The 18110-nt window shown below is 62.9% G+C and carries 14 protein-coding genes; 7 read left to right on the top strand and 7 right to left on the bottom strand.

From position 1 onward, the window contains the following. Positions 1–264 precede the first annotated feature (264 nt). From AQZ49_RS14050 to AQZ49_RS14035, 4 genes are all read left to right on the top strand, one after another. Positions 265–1452, top strand: a complete 1188-nt coding sequence (locus AQZ49_RS14050) for an efflux RND transporter periplasmic adaptor subunit (protein WP_067616744.1) — start codon at positions 265–267, stop codon at positions 1450–1452. 67 nt (positions 1453–1519) lie between these two features. Further along, positions 1520–4783 carry an efflux RND transporter permease subunit gene (locus AQZ49_RS14045; RefSeq protein WP_067616742.1) on the top strand — a complete coding sequence of 1088 codons (3264 nt, stop codon included), beginning with the start codon at positions 1520–1522 and terminating at the stop codon, positions 4781–4783. A gap of 3 nt (positions 4784–4786) precedes the next feature. After that, the gene (locus tag AQZ49_RS14040) at positions 4787–5137 is read left to right on the top strand and encodes a hypothetical protein (RefSeq protein WP_067616740.1); all 351 of its coding nucleotides are present in this window, start codon (positions 4787–4789) and stop codon (positions 5135–5137) included. Positions 5138–5251: 114 nt separating this feature from the next. Continuing rightward, a complete protein-coding gene (locus tag AQZ49_RS14035; RefSeq protein ID WP_067616738.1) occupies positions 5252–6817 on the top strand; it encodes a HAMP domain-containing histidine kinase in 1566 nt (521 codons plus the stop codon). A gap of 154 nt (positions 6818–6971) precedes the next feature. Here AQZ49_RS14035 and AQZ49_RS14030 read toward each other — a convergent pair whose 3' ends face one another. From AQZ49_RS14030 to AQZ49_RS14000, 7 genes are all read right to left on the bottom strand, one after another. Next, entirely contained in the window at positions 6972–7190 is a 219-nt protein-coding gene (locus AQZ49_RS14030) for a hypothetical protein (RefSeq protein WP_197411046.1), read from the bottom strand. 419 nt (positions 7191–7609) lie between these two features. Further along, positions 7610–8623, bottom strand: coding sequence for an NAD-dependent epimerase/dehydratase family protein (locus AQZ49_RS14025; RefSeq protein ID WP_067616734.1), 1014 nt, complete (start codon positions 8621–8623; stop codon positions 7610–7612). Positions 8624–8661: 38 nt separating this feature from the next. Beyond that, positions 8662–10083, bottom strand: a complete 1422-nt coding sequence (locus tag AQZ49_RS22845; protein ID WP_067616732.1) for a sugar transferase — start codon at positions 10081–10083, stop codon at positions 8662–8664. Between the two features lie 480 nt (positions 10084–10563). Beyond that, positions 10564–11586, bottom strand: coding sequence for a DNA polymerase III subunit delta (locus tag AQZ49_RS14015; RefSeq protein WP_067616730.1), 1023 nt, complete (start codon positions 11584–11586; stop codon positions 10564–10566). Next, the gene (gene lptE, locus AQZ49_RS14010; protein ID WP_067617130.1) at positions 11583–12059 is read right to left on the bottom strand and encodes an LPS assembly lipoprotein LptE; all 477 of its coding nucleotides are present in this window, start codon (positions 12057–12059) and stop codon (positions 11583–11585) included. Before lptE ends, AQZ49_RS14015 begins: the two co-directional genes overlap by 4 nt. Before the next feature lie 37 nt (positions 12060–12096). Continuing rightward, positions 12097–14619 (bottom strand): leucine--tRNA ligase, encoded by a 2523-nt coding sequence (leuS, locus tag AQZ49_RS14005; RefSeq protein WP_067616728.1) that lies wholly within the window; start codon positions 14617–14619, stop codon positions 12097–12099. Between the two features lie 116 nt (positions 14620–14735). After that, complete coding sequence (locus AQZ49_RS14000; RefSeq protein WP_067616726.1) at positions 14736–15224, bottom strand: DUF3576 domain-containing protein; 489 nt, start codon at positions 15222–15224, stop codon at positions 14736–14738. A gap of 471 nt (positions 15225–15695) precedes the next feature. On the opposite strand from AQZ49_RS14000, the gene AQZ49_RS13995 reads away from it, so the two are divergent. The 3 genes from AQZ49_RS13995 (at position 15696) to AQZ49_RS13985 (ending at position 17736) form a co-directional block, all read left to right on the top strand. Continuing rightward, the gene (locus AQZ49_RS13995; protein WP_067616724.1) at positions 15696–16493 is read left to right on the top strand and encodes a hypothetical protein; all 798 of its coding nucleotides are present in this window, start codon (positions 15696–15698) and stop codon (positions 16491–16493) included. A gap of 236 nt (positions 16494–16729) precedes the next feature. Then, a complete protein-coding gene (phbB, locus tag AQZ49_RS13990; protein ID WP_067616722.1) occupies positions 16730–17452 on the top strand; it encodes an acetoacetyl-CoA reductase in 723 nt (240 codons plus the stop codon). A gap of 44 nt (positions 17453–17496) precedes the next feature. Next, the gene (locus AQZ49_RS13985; protein ID WP_197411045.1) at positions 17497–17736 is read left to right on the top strand and encodes a ribbon-helix-helix domain-containing protein; all 240 of its coding nucleotides are present in this window, start codon (positions 17497–17499) and stop codon (positions 17734–17736) included. Positions 17737–18110 lie beyond the last annotated feature (374 nt).

The raw sequence follows: 18110 nt of genomic DNA, 5'->3' as shown, positions 1-18110 counted from the left end.
ACGGGCATGAGTCTCATCAATCTGGCAGGATAGTCGCGGGTTTGTGCGCAAACTATCCCGGCTTTGCTAGGAATACCGGTACAAGCTTCAGGAAAATTCCCCGAACCGTCTCATAGGGGCGCTACGGGACGCTGCCTACTGTTACAAGTCACGGTGTCCGACATATGGCATGTGCGAACAAAGTTGCGGCAATGTGAATTGTCACAGTAGACGCCATGGCCCGCGGCTGGCAGCGGGTATGACGATCAGAATTGAGGCTGTTTCATGCGCATTGCCAAAAGGCCGTTTGCACCTGTTGTTGTCAATCTTGCCATGGTGGGCGTGCTGTCCATGGGGCTCGGCGCCTGTGGCGGCAGCCCGGACGCCGACAAAGTTCCGGTGGTGGTGGCCTCTGCCACGTCCGGGCCGCCGACGGTCGAACTGACCAGCGAGCAATTGAAGATGATTTCGGTCGGCACGGTCGAGGAACGCGACTTCGCGCCGACCACGTCGGCGCCTGGTTATATCGATTTCGATCAGAACAGCACGGTGGCGGTGTTCAGCCCCTATCAGGGCAAGATCGCGCAGGCCTTTGTCCAATTGGGCGATAGTGTCGCCAAGGGGCAGCCGCTGTTCACGGTCGAAAGTCCTGACCTGATGACTGCCAGTTCCGCGTTGCTGTCGGCCGAAGCGACCGAGACCGCCAACCGCAAAGCGCTCGATCGCGCCAACAAGCTGCACGGCACGCAAGGCATTTCCGACCAGAATGTCGAAGTGGCCGTCTCTGCCGAAGCGCAGTCGAACGCCGCGTTGCAGGCCGCGCGCGAGGCATTGGTGGTGTTCGGCAAATCGCCCGAGGCCGTGCTGTCTTCGCACAAGGTCGATCCCCTGCTGGTGGTACGCAGCCCGATCGCCGGACGGATCACCGCGCGCAACGCGCAGCCGGGCCTGCTGGTGCAGCCGGGAACCGTCCCGGCGCCGTTCACCGTGTCGGAAAACAGCCATTTGTGGATGGTCGCCACCGCTGCCGAAACCGACAGCGCCAAGTTCCATGTGGGCCAGGCCGTCGATGTGACAGTGCCCGCGCTGCCGGGGGTTACGCTGACCGGGCGGATCGAAACGATCGGCGCGCAAGTCGATCCGGCCACGCATACCGTACAATTGCGCTCGACCGTCAACGATCCGCAGCATCTGTTGCGCGCCAACATGCTGGCGACGTTTGCGGTGCACACCGGCGCGTCGGTGCGCGCGCTGGCGCTGCCCGCCGATGGCGTGGTGCGCGAAGGCGACGGATCGATGACCACCTGGGTCACCACCGATGGCAAGCATTTTACCCAGCGGGTGATCCATATCGGTCTGATGCGCGATGGCTATGACCAGATCATCGATGGCCTGCGCGCGGGTGAACGCACGGTGACCAAGGGGGCGGTGTTCATCGACAACATGCTGGCCGCCGATCCCGATGCGGACTGACACCGTGGCGATCAGCCCAGCCATTTCGTTTTCCTGCCGGCATTCAGTTCGCTGAGAAAGGCCCGCCGTGCTCAAGTCGATCCTCGCCTTTGTCCTCACGCGCCGTACGATGGTCCTGCTGGGGCTGTTCGTGTTCCTGGCCAGCGGCGTCGCTGCGTTCCGGTCGCTCAATATCGAAGCCTATCCCAACCCCGCACCGGTGATTCTGGAAATCACCGCGCAGCAGGGCGGCCTTTCGGCCGAGGAAATGGAGAAGTATTACACCACCCCGATGGAAGTCGCGCTTTATGCGACGCCGGGGATCGACAACATCCGCTCCACCTCGTTCTATGGCCTGACCTTCATCCGCGTCACGTTCAAATACGGGATCGAATACAACTGGGCCTTTGCGCAGACCTCGCTGGCGTTGCAGCAGGGCGTGTCGCTGCCCGGTGGACAGATTCCGTCGATCAACCAGTCGAGCGCCACCGGCGAAGTGATGCGTTATCAGGTGGTTGGCCCGCCGCATTTCGGGCTGACCAATCTGCGCACGGTGCAGGATTGGGTGATCCTGCGTCGCCTGTCGACGATCCAGGGCGTGGTGCAGGTCAACAGTTGGGGCGGCACCACCAAGCAGTTTGACGTGACCACCGATCTGCACAAGCTGCAGAGCTATGGCCTGACCATTCCGCAAGTGCTGAGCGCGCTGGGCAATGCCAATATCAACGTCGGCGGGCGCGAAGTCGCGATCGGCCAGCAATCGGTCAACATTCGCGGCGTCGGTCTGATCGACAGCGGCGGCAATGATGATCTGACCAAGGGCTATCACACACAAGACATCGAGAATGTCGTGCTGGCGCAAGTCAACGGGACGCCGGTGCGGATTAAGGACGTCGCCAAAGTCACCGTCGGCTATGTGCCACGGCTGGGCATTCTGGGTGTCGACAAGAGCGATGACGCGGTCGGCGCGATCATCGTGATCGGCCGCGATCATCACACCAATCTGATGCTGCCCAAAATCAAGGCGATGATCACGGCGATGAACACCGACGGCAGCCTGCCGCCCGGGGTGCAGATCAAGCCGTACTACGATCGCGGCGCGCTGGTGGCGATCACCACCCACACCGTGATCGAAAACCTGCTGGTCGGCTGTACGCTGGTTTTCATCATCCAGTTGATCTTTCTGGGCGATTTGCGCAGCGCGATCATCGTCTCGCTCAACATCCCGATCGCCTTGCTGTTCAGCATCATGATCCTGGTGATGATGGGGCAGGATGCCAACCTGTTGTCGATCGGGGCGGTCGATTTCGGCATCATCGTCGATTCGGCGGTGATCCTGGTCGAAAACATGTTCCGGATATTCGAGGCGCCCCGCGATCAGCAGGACATCTGGCTTGAACAATTGTCGGAAGGTCGCTGGGGCCGTGATCCGACCTCTGAACGGGGCGTTGGCACGGTGGGCGCGATGCAGCGCAAATGGAGCCGCCGTCTCCGCATGATTTTCATGAGCGCGATCCAGATCGACAATTCGATCATGTTTTCGACGCTGATCACGGTGGCGGCGTTCATTCCGCTGTTCACGATGACCGGGGTCGAAGGCCAGATTTTCGGACCGATGGCGCGCACATATGCCTTTGCGCTGGCCGGGGCGTTGCTGGCGACGTTTACCGTGACGCCGGTGATTGCCTCGTTCCTGCTGCCAAAGCATGTCGAGGAAGTTGAAACCTTCCTCGTGCGCTGGCTGCGCAGGACTTATACCCCGATGCTCGATTTCGCGCTCGAACGGCGCAAGCTGACGGTCGGCATCGGCGTGGTGTTCCTCTTGATTACCGGATTTCTGTTCACGCGGTTGGGGGGCGAATTCCTGCCCGCGCTGGAGGAAGGCAATTTCTGGATCCGCGCCTCGCTGCCGCCGACAATGACGCTGAAGGACGGCACCGAAGCCACGCGCAAGATCCGTGGCATCCTGATGCGCTATCCCGAAGTGGTGACGGTGGTGTCGCAGCATGGTCGTCCCGACAACGGCACCGACGCCTCGCCGTTTTCCAACATCGAACTGTTCGTGCCGTTGAAACCGCATGACCAGTGGCCCGCCGGCGTGACCAAGGAAAGCCTGACCAGCGAAGTCAACAAGGCGTTCAAGCGCGAACTGCCGGGCGTCAACTTCAACTTCTCGCAATATATCCAGGACAATATCCAGGAAGCGATCTCGGGGGTGAAGGGCGCCAATTCGGTCAAGATCGTCGGGCCCAATCTGAATGTCGATGAAGACCTGGCGCAGCAGATCCAGACGCAGATGAGCAAAGTGCGCGGGGTTGCCGACCTTGGCATCTTTCACGTGGTCGGCCAGCCCAATCTGAACATCAGGATCGATCGTGAAAAGACCGCGCGCTATGGCCTCAACACCGGCGATGTGAACACGGTGATCCAGGCGGCGATGGGCGGCGCGGTGGCGACCACCGTGCTCGAAGCCGACCGTCAGTGGAACGTGACGGTGCGCGCGCAAGAGGACCAGCGCGACAGCATCGAAAAGATCGGCGATATCAAGGTCGGCTATCAGACCCCGGCCGGCACGACGGCCTATATCCCGTTGCGTGAACTCGCCACGATCTCGGTCGATACCGGCGCGTCGTATATCTATCACGAAACCACCAAACGGTACCTGCCGGTCAAGTTCAGCGTGCGTGGCCGCGATCTGGCCGGGGCGGTGGCCGAAGCGCAGGACCGGATTGCCAGGAATGTGCACTTGCCCAATGGCTATCGTCTGATCTGGGCGGGCGAATTCCAGGACATGAAGGAAGCGCAGGCGCGGCTTGCGGTGGTGGTGCCGGTCAGTCTGCTGCTGATTGTGATCCTGCTCTACAGCCTGTTCAATTCGGTCGGCGATGCCTTTCTGGCGCTGTCGGGCATTCCGTTTGCGGTGGGTGGCGGCATTCTGGCGCTCTATATCGCGGGCCTGCCGCTCAGCGTGTCGGGCGAGATCGGGTTTATCTCGCTGTTCGGGGTGTCGGTGATGAACGGCATCCTGCTGATCACGTATTACAACCAGACGCGGGCCGGTGGGCTGGACCCCTATGAAGCGATGAAGCACGCCGCCGAACAGCGCATGCGCCCGCTGATGATGACCGCACTGTCGGCTTGCATCGGGTTGTTGCCGGCCGCGCTGTCGAGCGGTATCGGCAGCCAGGTGCAGAAACCGCTGGCCGTGGTCGTGGTGGGGGGCATGTTGCTGTCACCCGTGCTGCTGCTGGTGGTTGTACCGGCGTTCCGCCTGCTGGTGGCTGGCGCGGAAGGCAAAAAGGAACCGTCGCTGGCCGATGTCGATGATGACGATCCGGCGCTGGAGATCTGATCGATGAACGCGCGCCTGATCCTGATCGCGGTGCTTGGTCCGGTGGTGTTCGGGGGGACAGCCCTCGCCAGGCCCGCGCATCGCGCAGTCAGTGGGCATCAGGACCCGCATCAGACGGTGATCCAGGCGGTGCACAGCCCCGCACACAGCGCGGGCATCGTCGGCGTGGTCCCGGTCCGGGCGGCGCAGCCGATGATCAGTCGCACCGGGGCCAACCGGACCAGCGCGACAGTGGCGCGCAGCAACGGGATCGCGGGTACCGATTTCATCCAGCCAGTCACGCGCAACGCGGCCGGTGGTGCCACCGCCCGCAGCGGAGTCATCGAGGGTGGGACGTTTTACCGCCGCCATTGACACCAGGCCGCGCCGCGCGCCGCCTGTGATGCGAAAAACCGGTTCACGGTTTGGGGCGCCATGCTCTACCGTTTTGCCGGTATGGCACAGCACGGTACGATCCGGAACCCAGGCATGACCGACCAGGCACATGTGTCGGTCCGTACGCGTTTCTACAGCGTGTTCCTGGTGGTGATTGCCGCGGTGATCGTGGTCGGCTCGTTCGGCATCTGGCGCCTGTCGGATTATCGCACGTATTCCGACGATTTGCGCGACGTGTTCTTTCGCAGCACCGAATATCTTGGCGATCTCAACAACTACACCAGCGATTTCCGCTCTGACGAAGGTGCCCTGTTGCTGGCCGACCGCCAGGGCGACACGCGGGCGATCGGGCGCGAAATGATCATGCTCGATGCGCAGATTGATCGTGCCTATCGCAACTACGGTGCGATCGTCCACGATCCGCGCGAAACGGCGGCGGTGGCGCTGTTCTGGCGCCACTGGGCCGCCTATCGCGCCGGGGTCAATCGCGTGCTGACGGCAGTCAACGCCGGCCATCTGGCAGAAGCAAAGGCATTTTACCTGGGACCGTCACACCGGGCCTACGACACGGCCAGCGATACGCTGGGCCAGTTGACCGACCTCAATGTCGAAAGCGCCGCGATTACCGCGCGGCGCGCCGACACGGTGTTCTATCAGACACGCGCGCTGAATCTGGCGGCGATGATCTTTGCCGGATTGATGGTCATCGCCGCGCTGGTGATGATCCGTCGATCGATTGCCGAACCGCTGATAGACCTGGCGCAAGTCATGCGCGGGCTGGCCGACAAGGATATGGACGTCGAAATCAACGGGCGTGACCGGCGCGACGAAATCGGCGCGATGGCGCGCGCGGTCGATGTGTTTCGGCTCAACGCCATCGACCTGGCGCTCAGCCAGCGGGCGCTGGCTGATCATGCCTCGATGCTGACCGACGAATTGGCCAAGGAACAGCGGCTGACGCAGATGCAGCGCAATTTCCTGTCGATGGCGAGCCATGAATTTCGCACCCCGCTGGCCAAGATCGATGGTCAGGCGCAGCGTCTGCTGAGCAAGGCTAGCGAACAGAGCCCCGACGACGTGCGTGAGCGCGCACGCGCGATCCGGCTGGGGGTGCGCCAGATCACCAGCACGATCGACCACCTGATCGATCACGCCCGGCTGGCCGATGCCGGGCCGCACAATGTCTATGATCCCGCACCGCTCGATCTGGTCGCGGTGCTGCGCGCTGTCTGTGCGCTGCACCGCGAGCTGGTGCCCACTGCGTTCGTGCACGAACAGTTTGACCATGCTCCGTTGCGGATGACCGGCGATCGCAAGCTGTTGCACCATTTGTTCAGCAACCTGGTCGGCAATGCGATCAAATATTCACGTGAGCGCGTGCTGGTTTCGGTCGAGGTGCACCACAGTGACGATGACGTGACCGTGGTGGTGTCCGACCATGGCATCGGCATCCCCGCGGCGGAGCTGGACCAGGTGTTCGATCGCTATTTTCGCGGCGGCAATGTCGGTGGCACGGTTGGCACTGGCATCGGCCTGTTTCTGGTAAAGGCGGTGGTCGACCTGCACGGGGGGAGGATCACGCTGTCCAGTCGCGAAGGCGAGGGTGCACGGTTTACCGTGTGGCTGCCGCGCGATGCGGGGATCGCCGGTGCGATATGATGCCTGATACCAGGTCGCGCAAAGCGCTGTTCATACCGGACACGCACCCGACACACGAAAAACCCGCCGGGCATTGCTGCGCGGCGGGTCTATCGAAATCCTGAGCTCGATCAGGACCGCGGCATTGCCCGGTCCCCGTCAATTGGTCAGGCGTTCACGGCGATTTCGAGGCATCGACGATCGCGGCAATGCTCAGCGCCAGCGCACCGAGGCCCACGATCCATGCGAGCGTGCCGAAGCCTGCTGCACCGGCGAAACCGCCACCGTCACCTTCAAGCATCCCGGCATCCGGCGCGGGGGCGGCGAGCACGGGTGCGCTCAGGGTCAAACTCGAGGCAATCAACATGCCCGTAACGATTTTCCGAAGCTGCATTTTTCCGTACTCGCTTAGTATCCGATTTAAGCAATATTACATAGTTGTACTCACTTCGCAAGTGCGAATTGGTCCGCAGCCCAGGCGCATCGTATTAGGGTGGAGGTGCGCCCATCACGCCGGATGATGCCCTCATTTATTTCAAAAAATGCATGAAAACAATATTTTGCATGGTCCTGGCGGCATGTGCGCGATGTCTTTGCAACCGCTGCGTTACGGCACGTTGGGCACTGGCAGAGCCGTGGGCGGGACAAGGGTGGCCCGGGCCTGGCCTCGCATGGGGCTCGATCGACCCCGTGTCGGGCGGTGGCGGCGGATGGCGCCAGGCCGGGTGGCAACCGATTCGGTGGTTACCGCCAGCGATCGTCGGCCACGCCGCGTTCGGCAATCCCGAACACCCGTGCGGCCAGGGCCGCCGGTCAGGTCCCGAAATAGTCGCGGTACCAGGCGACAAACGCACGCACGCCCTCGTCAAAATGTGTTGAAGGGGCATAGCCTGTCAATTCCTGCAACTGCGTGGCATCGGCCCAGGTCGCGGGCACATCGCCCTTTTGCATGTCGAGATAGCGACGGATTGCCTTGCGACCGCAGGCCTGTTCGATCGAATCGATGAAGTCGGTCAGTTTGACTTTGTCGGAATTGCCGATGTTGACCACCCGGAACGGCGCCACCGGGCTGAGCGTGTCCCACGCCGGGATGGTTGCCGGATCGTCCACGCGTTGCGGCACGGCATCGATCAACAGTCTGATTCCGCGGACGAGATCGGTCACATACGTGAAGTCGCGAAACATTTCGCCATGGTTGTAGACGTCGATCGGGGTCTGTTCGAGGATGCCCTTGACGAATTTGAACAGAGCCATGTCGGGCCGACCCCAGGGGCCATAGACCGTGAAGAACCGGAACATGGTGGTGGGCAACGACCACAAGTGGGCATAGCTGTGCGCCATGACTTCGGTCGATTTTTTCGTCGCGGCATAGAATGTCAGCGGGTGGTCGGTCTGATGCTTTTCGGCATAGGGCATTTCGGTGTTGGCGCCATAGACCGATGATGTCGATGCCATCAGCAAGTGCCCGACGGCAAATTCGCGCGCACATTCCAGCACGTTGAACGTGCCGATCAGATTGCTTTCCAGATAGGATCGCGGATTTTCCAGGCTGTAGCGCACACCGGCCTGCGCGGCGAGGTGCACCACCACATCGGGCCGTTCGCGCGCAAACAGTTCGGTCAGCGCGGCGTTGTCTTCCAGGCGCGCTTCAACCGCTTGAAACCGTTGCGATTGCAGCAGCATCGCGTGCCGCCGCCGCTTCAGGTTGACGTCGTAGTAATCGGTCATCGCGTCAAAGCCGACGACGTCGAACCCTTCATCGAGCAACAGGCGGGCAAGATGAAAGCCGATGAACCCGGCCGATCCGGTAATAAGCACTTTGGGCAAGATGTGGTCTTTCGCGTTACCGTCGGTCTGGCCCGTTATCAGAAAGCCTTGTGATGCACCACGACCCGGATGGTGCCGAGAATGATCCGGAAATCGCGCATGATCGTCCACCCGTCGAGGTATTCCAGATCCGCCTGCAGGCGCTGGCGCAAGTCCGCCTCGGTATCGGTTGCCCCGCGCAGGCCGCGCATTTGCGCCAGTCCGGTCAGTCCCGGCTTGAGCGAATGGCGCAGCAGATAGCGCGGATCGACTTCCCAGAAGCGCTTGGTCCCGGCCAGCGAACCGATCGCGTGCGGACGCGGGCCGACGATGCTCATGTCTCCGCGCAACACGTTGAGCAACTGGGGCAGTTCATCGATGCTGGTGCGCCGGATGAAGCGTCCGATCGTGGTCGTGCGGTCGTCGTCGCGTGTGGCCGAACGCGCGCCGGTGGCATCGAGCTGCAGCGGGCGCATCGAACGGAATTTGTAGATCCAGAACAGCCGGTTGTTGCGGCCCTGGCGTTGCTGGCGAAAGAACACCTGGCCGCCGTCTTCAAGCCGGATCAGCAGTGCCACGGTCATCAACAGCGGGAACAGGAATACGACCGCCGATACGGCCACCGCCAGATCCATCGCACGCTTGATGGCACGGGCCTGCAGGCTGAGCGGCCCGACCGACACCACCAGTGTGCCAAACGCGCTGGCACGGCGGGCACCCACCACGCCCAGCGTCAACACATCGGGATCAACGATTTCGCCCGAAATGTTCGAACCCTTGAACACCATCGCCCAGGCCCTGCGCCGATCGGCCGGGCAGGTCACCAGCACGCGGTCCATATTGGTCATGAACAGGCCCAGTCGATCCAGCATGTGCGGGTCGCAGTAATCGGGCTTCAGATTGTGATCGCGCGTCTGGATCGTCCAGGCGCCCGGGATCTGGACCGTCCCGCCGCCGTCATCGATGATCAGCACGTTTTCCGCCGTCAGCCCGCACCGGCGGATGATAAAGCCGCGCATGGCCGAGCGTACGCTGGCCAGCACCACCACCGATGCCATCACGTCGAGTTCGAGCGCCAGACGCCCGACCTGCACCGGGCTATGCGCCATGTAGAACATGAAGATCAGCGCGGTGACCGTCACCGCCAGCGCATAAGTCACGCGCAACTGGGCGTGGCGCGTCGAAATCAGCGATCGGACGGTGTAGACCCGCATGTTGAACGCAACCGTCCAGTACAGCGGAATAAACAGCGCCAGCAGATCGGCCATCGTGGTCATCGCATTGTGCCAGGTCAGCGCCAGGCCGACCGCCAGAAATGCCATCACGATACCCAGGGTATCGCACACGATCAGCGCGAGATAGACCTCGAGCCGGCGTCGTTCGAGCGATGGCGCCAGCGGCAGCACGAATTGCTGATGAAACTGAGCAGTCGGGTCGCGGTCGCGCGCAAGCACTGCGATAGGATCCGTGTGTGCGGTCATATCTGCCCCTGACCCATGCGATAAAACGCGACGATTACGCCAGCAGCACCCACCTGGAGCCGCGCGTTTCTGCAACATCGCGAAAAAACAACTACGTAATAATCCGATTCGGAGCAACCGCTTTGTTCGCAAGTGCCACACGGCTCACCGTGCCTGCTACTCAATTCATCATGCACGACCTGAACCCCATCATACTGCCCGCCACTTATCTTTTTCATTGTTGGACAGCATTCGCTCGCCCGCGTTCCCGACTAGCAGCCAAACATGCGCGCTTGTCCATCCCTCGCACCGCCCCGACTCGATAGTGTTCCGAAATATGGCACTTGTTTACGGCGTGACTTAACGCGCTGGATTGGCGAAATTCGGCACTTGCCATGCTTAACCTGGCCTTACCCGTTGACCCGGGCGATGGCCAAAGCGTTCAGGACGGATCGGAAAGCCCCCCATGTGGGCAGTTTGGCGCGGGCTGACGCGGGCCTTTCAGCGCGCCGCGACGCGGGCAATTTCGACAATCGCCTGGCTCATCCGCAAGGCGGCGCCGGTGTTGTCGTGCATCAAGGCACGGTGCAGCGCGGCCAGCCGGCTGACCAGTCGTTCGATCCGCGCGCCACGCCATTTGTGCAATTGCAACATGAGATCGGGCTTGTCGCGGAAGAACACGCGCCGGGCCTGGATCTCGGAATCGAGAAAGCCATTGAGATTGCCGCCTGGTCCGGCCCTGGCGGCCAGCCCGGCCAGTTGTACCGCGCGCCGTTCGAACGCCAGCAGCAGACCCACCGCGTTGATGTCGCCCGAGGTCAGCCGGGGCAATTCGTGCCCCAGCCGGTCGACCATGCCGCCCAGCGCGGCATTGACCAGCGTGCTCATGTTGTCGTCGGTCGTCTCGGTGCCGATCGCCGCCAGATCGGCCGCGCTGGCACTGCGCGGGCTTTCGGGGCTGGCATCGAGATAGAGCGCCAGCTTGTCGATCTCGCTGCGCACGATCCGCGTGTCGAGCCCCGCCGCCTGCGCGATCGTTTCGGCCATCGCCCCGCCCAGCCGCAGCCCCGCCGCATCCGCCAGGGTGCGCACCATGTCGGTCACCGCGCGCTGGTCGGGCGGATAGAACACCGTGACCAGCCCATCGTCGCGGTCGGCCAGCAGCTTGGCCACGCGCGATTTGTCGGTTGCGCCGGTGGCCAGCACCACCACCGGCCATCCGGGCACAGCATCGCCGATCAGCGTGGCGATGGCATCGTGCGCTTCGTCCCCCGACATGGTGACGAACAGCACGCGGCGGTCACCGAACAGCGATGTCGAGCGGGCTTCGTCGGCCAGTCTGACCGCATCGCGCTTCAACTCCGCGCCCGTGAAATCGACCCGTTCAGCCGGGCCCAGCCGCCGCAGCACCAGCGCGGCGGCATCGCCCGCGCCCGCTTCGTCGGCGCCGCAAAAATAGAACACCCGGACCTGGGGCAATGCCCGTTCGAGCATTCCGGGCAAAGTCTTGGCGGTTGCCTTCACGGGCGATGGCCAGCCGCTTCCAACTGTCGCAAGCGCGTGGCGACGCGGATGACGATCTGGTTGGCGACATCTTTCGCCAGATTTTCCTGCGCAGTCTGCTCGGCGGCGATCACCGCATATTCGCTCGATACCACGTCGATCCCGGCATCGGCATCGGCGGTGGTGTCGAGCAGGATCGCCCCCGACGACAGATCGACAAGCTGATAGCGCGCGCGCATGACGCTGCGTTCGCGGCTGACCGAATTGTCGGGCTGAACGATCATCCCGGTCAGCTTTTCATCCAGCCGCACGTCCAGCCGCCAGCGCGCCGTGCTCTGGCCGGCTGCGCCGAGCCGGTCGATCACCGCGTTGCGCACCAGATAGCCGGCCTTGCCGCCAATCGGCGATACCGCCACCGCACCGATATCGCGCGCGACCACGCCCGATCCACCACCGGCATAGAGCGGCTGCAGCCCGCACCCTGCCAGCGGCATGGCAGCGAGCGCGACCACGGCGCTCCACGCGCGTGCCTTACGCAACAAGATTCACCAGCCGGTCGGGCACCACGATCACCTTTTTGACATCCGCGCCTTCCAGCGCACGCTGCACTTTGTCCGACGCCAGGGCCAGGCGTTCAAGGTCTTCGCGCGGGGTGCCCTTGGCCACTACCAGCGTGTCGCGCAGCTTGCCCTTGACCTGCACGGCAATAGTCACTTCATCATCGATCAGCAGCGCCGGATCGACCGTCGGCCAGGCGGCATCGGCAATCAGGTGTTCGCCAATGCTGGTCCAGGCCTCTTCGGCCAGATGCGGCATCATCGGCGCGACCAGCAGCAGGATGGTGCGGATGGCCTGGCTGCGATCGGCGGACGGGGCGGCCTTTTCGGTGGCGCCGGTCAGTTCGTAGATCCGCGCGACCGCTTTGTTGAAGCTGAGCGCCTCGATATCCCCGGCCACGGCATGGACCGTCTGGTGCGTCTTGCGCGCCAGGGCGCGATCTTCGCCGCTGGCGCCCGCATCATATTGGGCGAACAGGCGCCACAGCCGCTGGACAAACCGCGCGCAGCCCTCGATCCCTGCTTCGGACCACGGCAGGTCGCGTTCGGGCGGACTGTCCGACAGCATAAACCAGCGGATCGCATCGGCGCCGTGACGCGCGACGATCTCGTCGGGATCGACCACATTCTTTTTCGATTTCGACATCTTGATGACCCGACCGATCTGCACCGGGGCACCATCGGCGCGCAAGCGCGCGCCATCGCCGCCGCGTTCGACTTCGGCCGGGCTGAAATAGACCGGTTGCCCGTTGTCGGGATTGCGGCGTTCATAAGTCTCGTGCGTCACCATGCCCTGGGTAAACAGGCTGGCAAACGGCTCGGTCAGCTCGATCAGGCCGATATGCGCCAGTGCGCGGGTCCAGAACCGGGCATAGAGCAGATGCAGGATCGCGTGTTCGATCCCGCCGATATACTGTTCGACCGGCAGCCATTGCGCGATCATCGCCGGATCGAACGGGCGATCGGCCGGCTGGCTGGCAAAACGCAGGAAATACCACGAACTGTCGACAAACGTGTCGAGCGTGTCGGTTTCGCGCCGCGCGGCATGGCCGCATTGCGGGCAAGCGACATGTTTCCACGTCGGATGGCGTTCGAGCGGGTTGCCCGGCACCGAAAAATCGACATCGTCGGGCAGCACGACCGGCAAGTGCTTTTTGGGCACCGGTACCACGCCGCACACTTCGCAATGCACGAACGGGATCGGCGTGCCCCAATAACGCTGGCGCGACACGCCCCAGTCGCGCAGGCGCCACACCGTCTTGCCCTGGCCCCAGCCTTCGCCCTCGGCACGGCCGATCACCGCCGCCTTGGCCGCGGCCACGGTCAGGCCATCGAGGAAGCCCGAATGGACGATCACCCCGTCGCCCGCCTCGGCCTCGTCGCCGAACGGCGCATCGGCGCGATCGGCATCGGGGGCGACCACGCGCGTGATCGGCAGGCCGTACTTGCGCGCAAAATCGAAATCGCGCTGGTCGTGGCCGGGCACCGCCATGATCGCGCCGGTTCCGTAATCCATCAGCACGAAATTGGCGATATAGACCGGCAGTGCCGCGCCGGTGAACGGGTGGCGCGCGCTCAGCCCGGTGTCAAAACCCAGCTTTTCGGCAGTTTCCAGTTCGGCGGCGGTGGTCCCGCCCTGACGGCACAGCGCAATGAAATCCTGCGCGGCCGGGTTGCCGGCGGCAATGCCCTGCGCCACCGGATGTTCGGCCGCCACCGCGACAAAGCTGGCGCCAAAGATCGTGTCGGGGCGTGTGGTATAGACATCGAGCCGGTCGCCGTTCGACAGATCGAACCCGAATTGCAGGCCCTGGCTTTTGCCGATCCAGTTTTCCTGCATCAGGCGCACTTTTTCGGGCCATTTGTCGAGCGTATCGAGCCCGGCCAGCAAATCATCGGCAAACTGCGTGATCTTGAGGAACCACTGGTTCAGCTTGCGCTTTTCGACCAGCGCCCCCGAACGCCAGCCGCGCCCGTCGATCACTTGTTCGTTGGCCAGCACGGTCTGGTCGACCGGGTCCCAGTTGACCGCCGATTCGCGGCGATAGACCAGGCCCGCCGCATAGAGATCGAGAAACAGCGCCTGTTCCTGGCCATAATAGTCGGGATCGCACGTGGCGAGTTCACGGCTCCAGTCGAGCGCAAAGCCCAGCCGTTTCAACTGCGCCTTCATGTTGGCAATATTGTCGCGGGTCCATCCGCCGGGGTGGACACCCTTTTCCATCGCGGCGTTTTCCGCCGGCATGCCGAACGCATCCCACCCCATCGGGTGCAGCACTTCGTGCCCGATCATCCGCTTGTAGCGGGCCAGTACGTCGCCCATGGTGTAATTGCGCACATGGCCGATGTGGATGCGCCCCGAAGGATAGGGAAACATTTCCAGCACATAGCTGCGCGGTTTGGCCGAACTATCATCGGCGCGGAATGTCTGGGCGTTGTCCCACGCCTGTTGCCAGCGGATATCGGCGCTGGCGGGATCGAAACGGTCTGCGGTCATGACAGCCCTCTACGCGAGAGGCATGTCATGACGCAACCGTAGAAGGCGGGCGTAGAAGGCGAGCGTCGAAGGCGGCGCCGATGCCGCCTTCGAAATGCGCTGTGCCGCGAAAATCCTTATCCGCGAATGGTCTTGCGGCGCAGGTCGCGCGCGCGGGTCAGGATCACGTCTTCCAGTCTCTGCACGGTGGCCGCTTCGACCGGGGCGTCGATCCACACGCTGCCCTGCAGAACCTGGCGGCTGGCGGCAACGCGCACCGCATCGGCGCGCAGATCCTGATCGAGGATCGACACCGTCACCTTGACGCGTTCGCCGGGGTTCTTGGGGTTGGCATACCAGTCGGTGACGATCACACCGCCGTTGCTGTCGGTCTGCAACAGCGGCATGAATGACAATGTATCGAGTGTTGCGCGCCACAGATAGGAATTGACGCCGATCTGGGTCACTTTGCTGGGCGCCATCTGGGCTTCTTCGGCCAGCTTTTTCTTCTGGGGGCGGTGATGCACGCAGGCGCCCAGCGAAACGACCACTGCTGCGATGGCAAAGGCGCGCGTGGCGGTGGCTGCATAGTGGCCGATAGTCTTGGGGCTGGCGCTCAACGTCACTGTCAATCCTGTCCTTCGCTGGTGCGGGCCGCTGGCACATCGGGTGCAGGGCCGGGCACAAACCGAAACGGACAAGCCACCGCCCGCCCTTTGCGCGATACACCTTGCATAGTGCACGCATTCGCCGGGCAGGGGCGGCCAGCACCGTCCCGGGCACGGCCTCTAACACCCAGTCGCCATCGGCGGCAAGCGCATTGCGCGCCGGGCTCGTATGTGGACTGGCTGCAACACTCGCCAAGGAACCGTCATCGCGGGCGGCAATATCTGGATGGATCGACGCATTGCCACTATACGGCGGCATAACAAAGGCGCACGAGCGATCCGGCAAGGCGCTTTCGGGGATTCGGGTGTTGTGAAACACGTGATTGTTCGAAGCGCGGTTGAGGGCGCGTTGTCCTTGAAATGTTCGGTTTGGTCATCACATTGGTGGTCATCCGGTTGGCGATAGAGCGAAAGAGCAGGTAGACGATCATGCGTGCGGGTACGGGCAAAGGCAGAAAGAACGGCGGTTTTCGTCGGTTTCTGCGCGCGCCGGTGATTTGCGCCGGATTGGTCCTTGCCTCGGTGTTCGCCGCGCCGACGATGGTCAATGCCTTTTCCAGCAACACCGAATCGCTGCCGGTCAGTCTGGCGGCGCGTGGGGCACTGGGGTCGTTCACCCCGGCTTCGGTCGATCCCCGGCTGGTGACGCAAGGGGCGATTCGCGCGCTGACCCATGGCCGGCTGTTTCGTTTCACCCCCGCCGGGATGGACAACCGACCCGATCGCGCGGTGACAGTGGCCGTGCGCGTGACCGGTGAACACACGCAGTTCCTTGCCAGTCATTCAGCGCAGGCCGACGCGGGCGCCGGCTTTGCCGCCGTGCGGATCACGCCGGTGGCTTATAATCTGGGCATGGCGCGCGGGTATCAAAGCTTTGCACTGCCTTCGTCCAACGTGATCCACGATCTGCCGCACGACAACAGCGAATTGCGCACGTTCTCGCTGGCGGCAACGACGGCCGAACCGTCGGCCGGTTCGTTCTCGTCGACGCCCCGCCTGTCGGCGGATGTGGCTGCGGATGAAAATGCTGCGCCCGGTCGTTCGCCGCGCACATTGGGCACGCAGGGCGACTATCAGGTCAAGATGGGCGGCAGCTATCGCCTGATCGGCAACCTCGATGTCACCGCCGGTCTGCGGTACACCACCGAGCGCGACCAGTTGCGCGCGATGACAGATCATCGCCAGGACAGCCAGGCGATCTACGTCGGAACCAAGTTCCGCTTCTGATCCGGCGGCCGTGTCACGGCCATCGCTTCCACCTTTTACTTTGTTCCAATCGCGCTGCCGCATCATCGCGGCGGTTCGCCGCGTTTTGCCACGCTGATACGTATTCTTCGACTGGGGTCCAATTGCAGGCCGTCGCCGGGCATCGCACAGTCTCATCCATGCCTTGTCGCAGCATCGTCGCGGTCGTAGCGTAGCGGTGATGCCGAACGGGGCATTCATGCCGAAGAGGATCTGAAATGGCGCGAGTGGCGATTGTAACGGGTGGGACACGGGGAATCGGCGAAGCGATCAGTATCGCGCTGAAGGCCCAGGGACGGACAGTTGTGGCCAACTATACCGGCAACGAGGCGAGGGCGCGCGCCTTTACCGAAGTGACCGGCATTCCGACCGCGCGCTGGGATGTGGGCGATCACGAGGCGACACTGGCGGCCGTGGCGGCAATTGCCGAAGAGCATGGGCCGGTCGACATCGTCGTCAACAACGCCGGGATTACCCGCGACGGCGTGTTGCACCGGATGAATTTCGACGACTGGAACGAAGTCATGCGCGTCAATCTGGGTGGGTGCTTCAACCTGGCCAAGGCGACCTTTTCGGGCATGCGCGAACGCGGGTGGGGGCGCATCGTCAACATCGGTTCGATCAACGGGCAGGCCGGGCAATATGGCCAGGTCAACTATGCCGCCGCAAAATCGGGCATTCACGGCTTTACCAAGGCGCTGGCACAGGAAGGCGCCAAATATGGCGTAACCGTCAATGCCATCGCGCCGGGCTATATCGACACCGATATGGTTGCCGCGGTGCCTGCGCCGGTGCTGGAAAAGATCGTCGCCAAGATTCCGGTGGGCCGCCTGGGCCAGGCCGAGGAAATCGCGCGCGGTGTCGCCTTTCTCACCTCGGACGAAGGCGGCTTTGTGACCGGATCGACGATGTCGATCAACGGCGGGCAACACATGTATTGAACCGGCCAGGCGGCAGGGCACGCCCTGCCGCCGGTTTGTCCCGCATGGCCGAAATCTTTCACCCCCCGGTCAAACGCTCGGTCGAAATCGCCGGGCACAAGACCTCGATCAGCCTGGAACCGCTGTTCTGGGACTGGCTGCGCCGCGTCGCCGCCGAGCAAGGCGTGCCGGTCAACGCACTGGTCGCACAAATCGATGCCGAACGCATCGTTGCCGACACCCCGCCGGGTCTGGCCGGTGCGATCCGCCTGTGGCTGGCGGCGCGGGTGCTGGCGGGGGAGTGAAGGTTTCGCTGCGGGCAGAGCTTTGGCTGCCGATCCGGGCAAATGGCGGTATGGGGGTATGGTGAGCTTTGGAGGGAAGCGGGCTTAGCCGCGCGGGTTAAACCCGGCGATGTTGATCGCCAAAAACAGGATAGCGGAGCTTACCCAAATAACCGCCCAAGCTGTGAGACTAAGGCGGAATGATTTGGGATATCCGGGTTTTTGTATAAACCAAACAAAGATATAGGGGAACCAAACGGTCAGCAGGCCCATCGCTATTAGCCGACGAGTCGATACCCTAAATGATTCATCGTTGGGTGGCGTCAAAGCCATGCTAGCTTGCTTCTACGAAAGTGCCCATGTCCGCAAGTGGGGCGAGCGCGGCACATTCCCTA

Origin of the sequence: Novosphingobium sp. FSW06-99, from assembly GCF_001519065.1 — a bacterium.
GTDB lineage: Bacteria > Pseudomonadota > Alphaproteobacteria > Sphingomonadales > Sphingomonadaceae > Novosphingobium.
The sequence above is the reverse complement of the archived record's forward strand: the minus strand, read 5'-3'. Positions and strand labels throughout refer to the sequence as shown.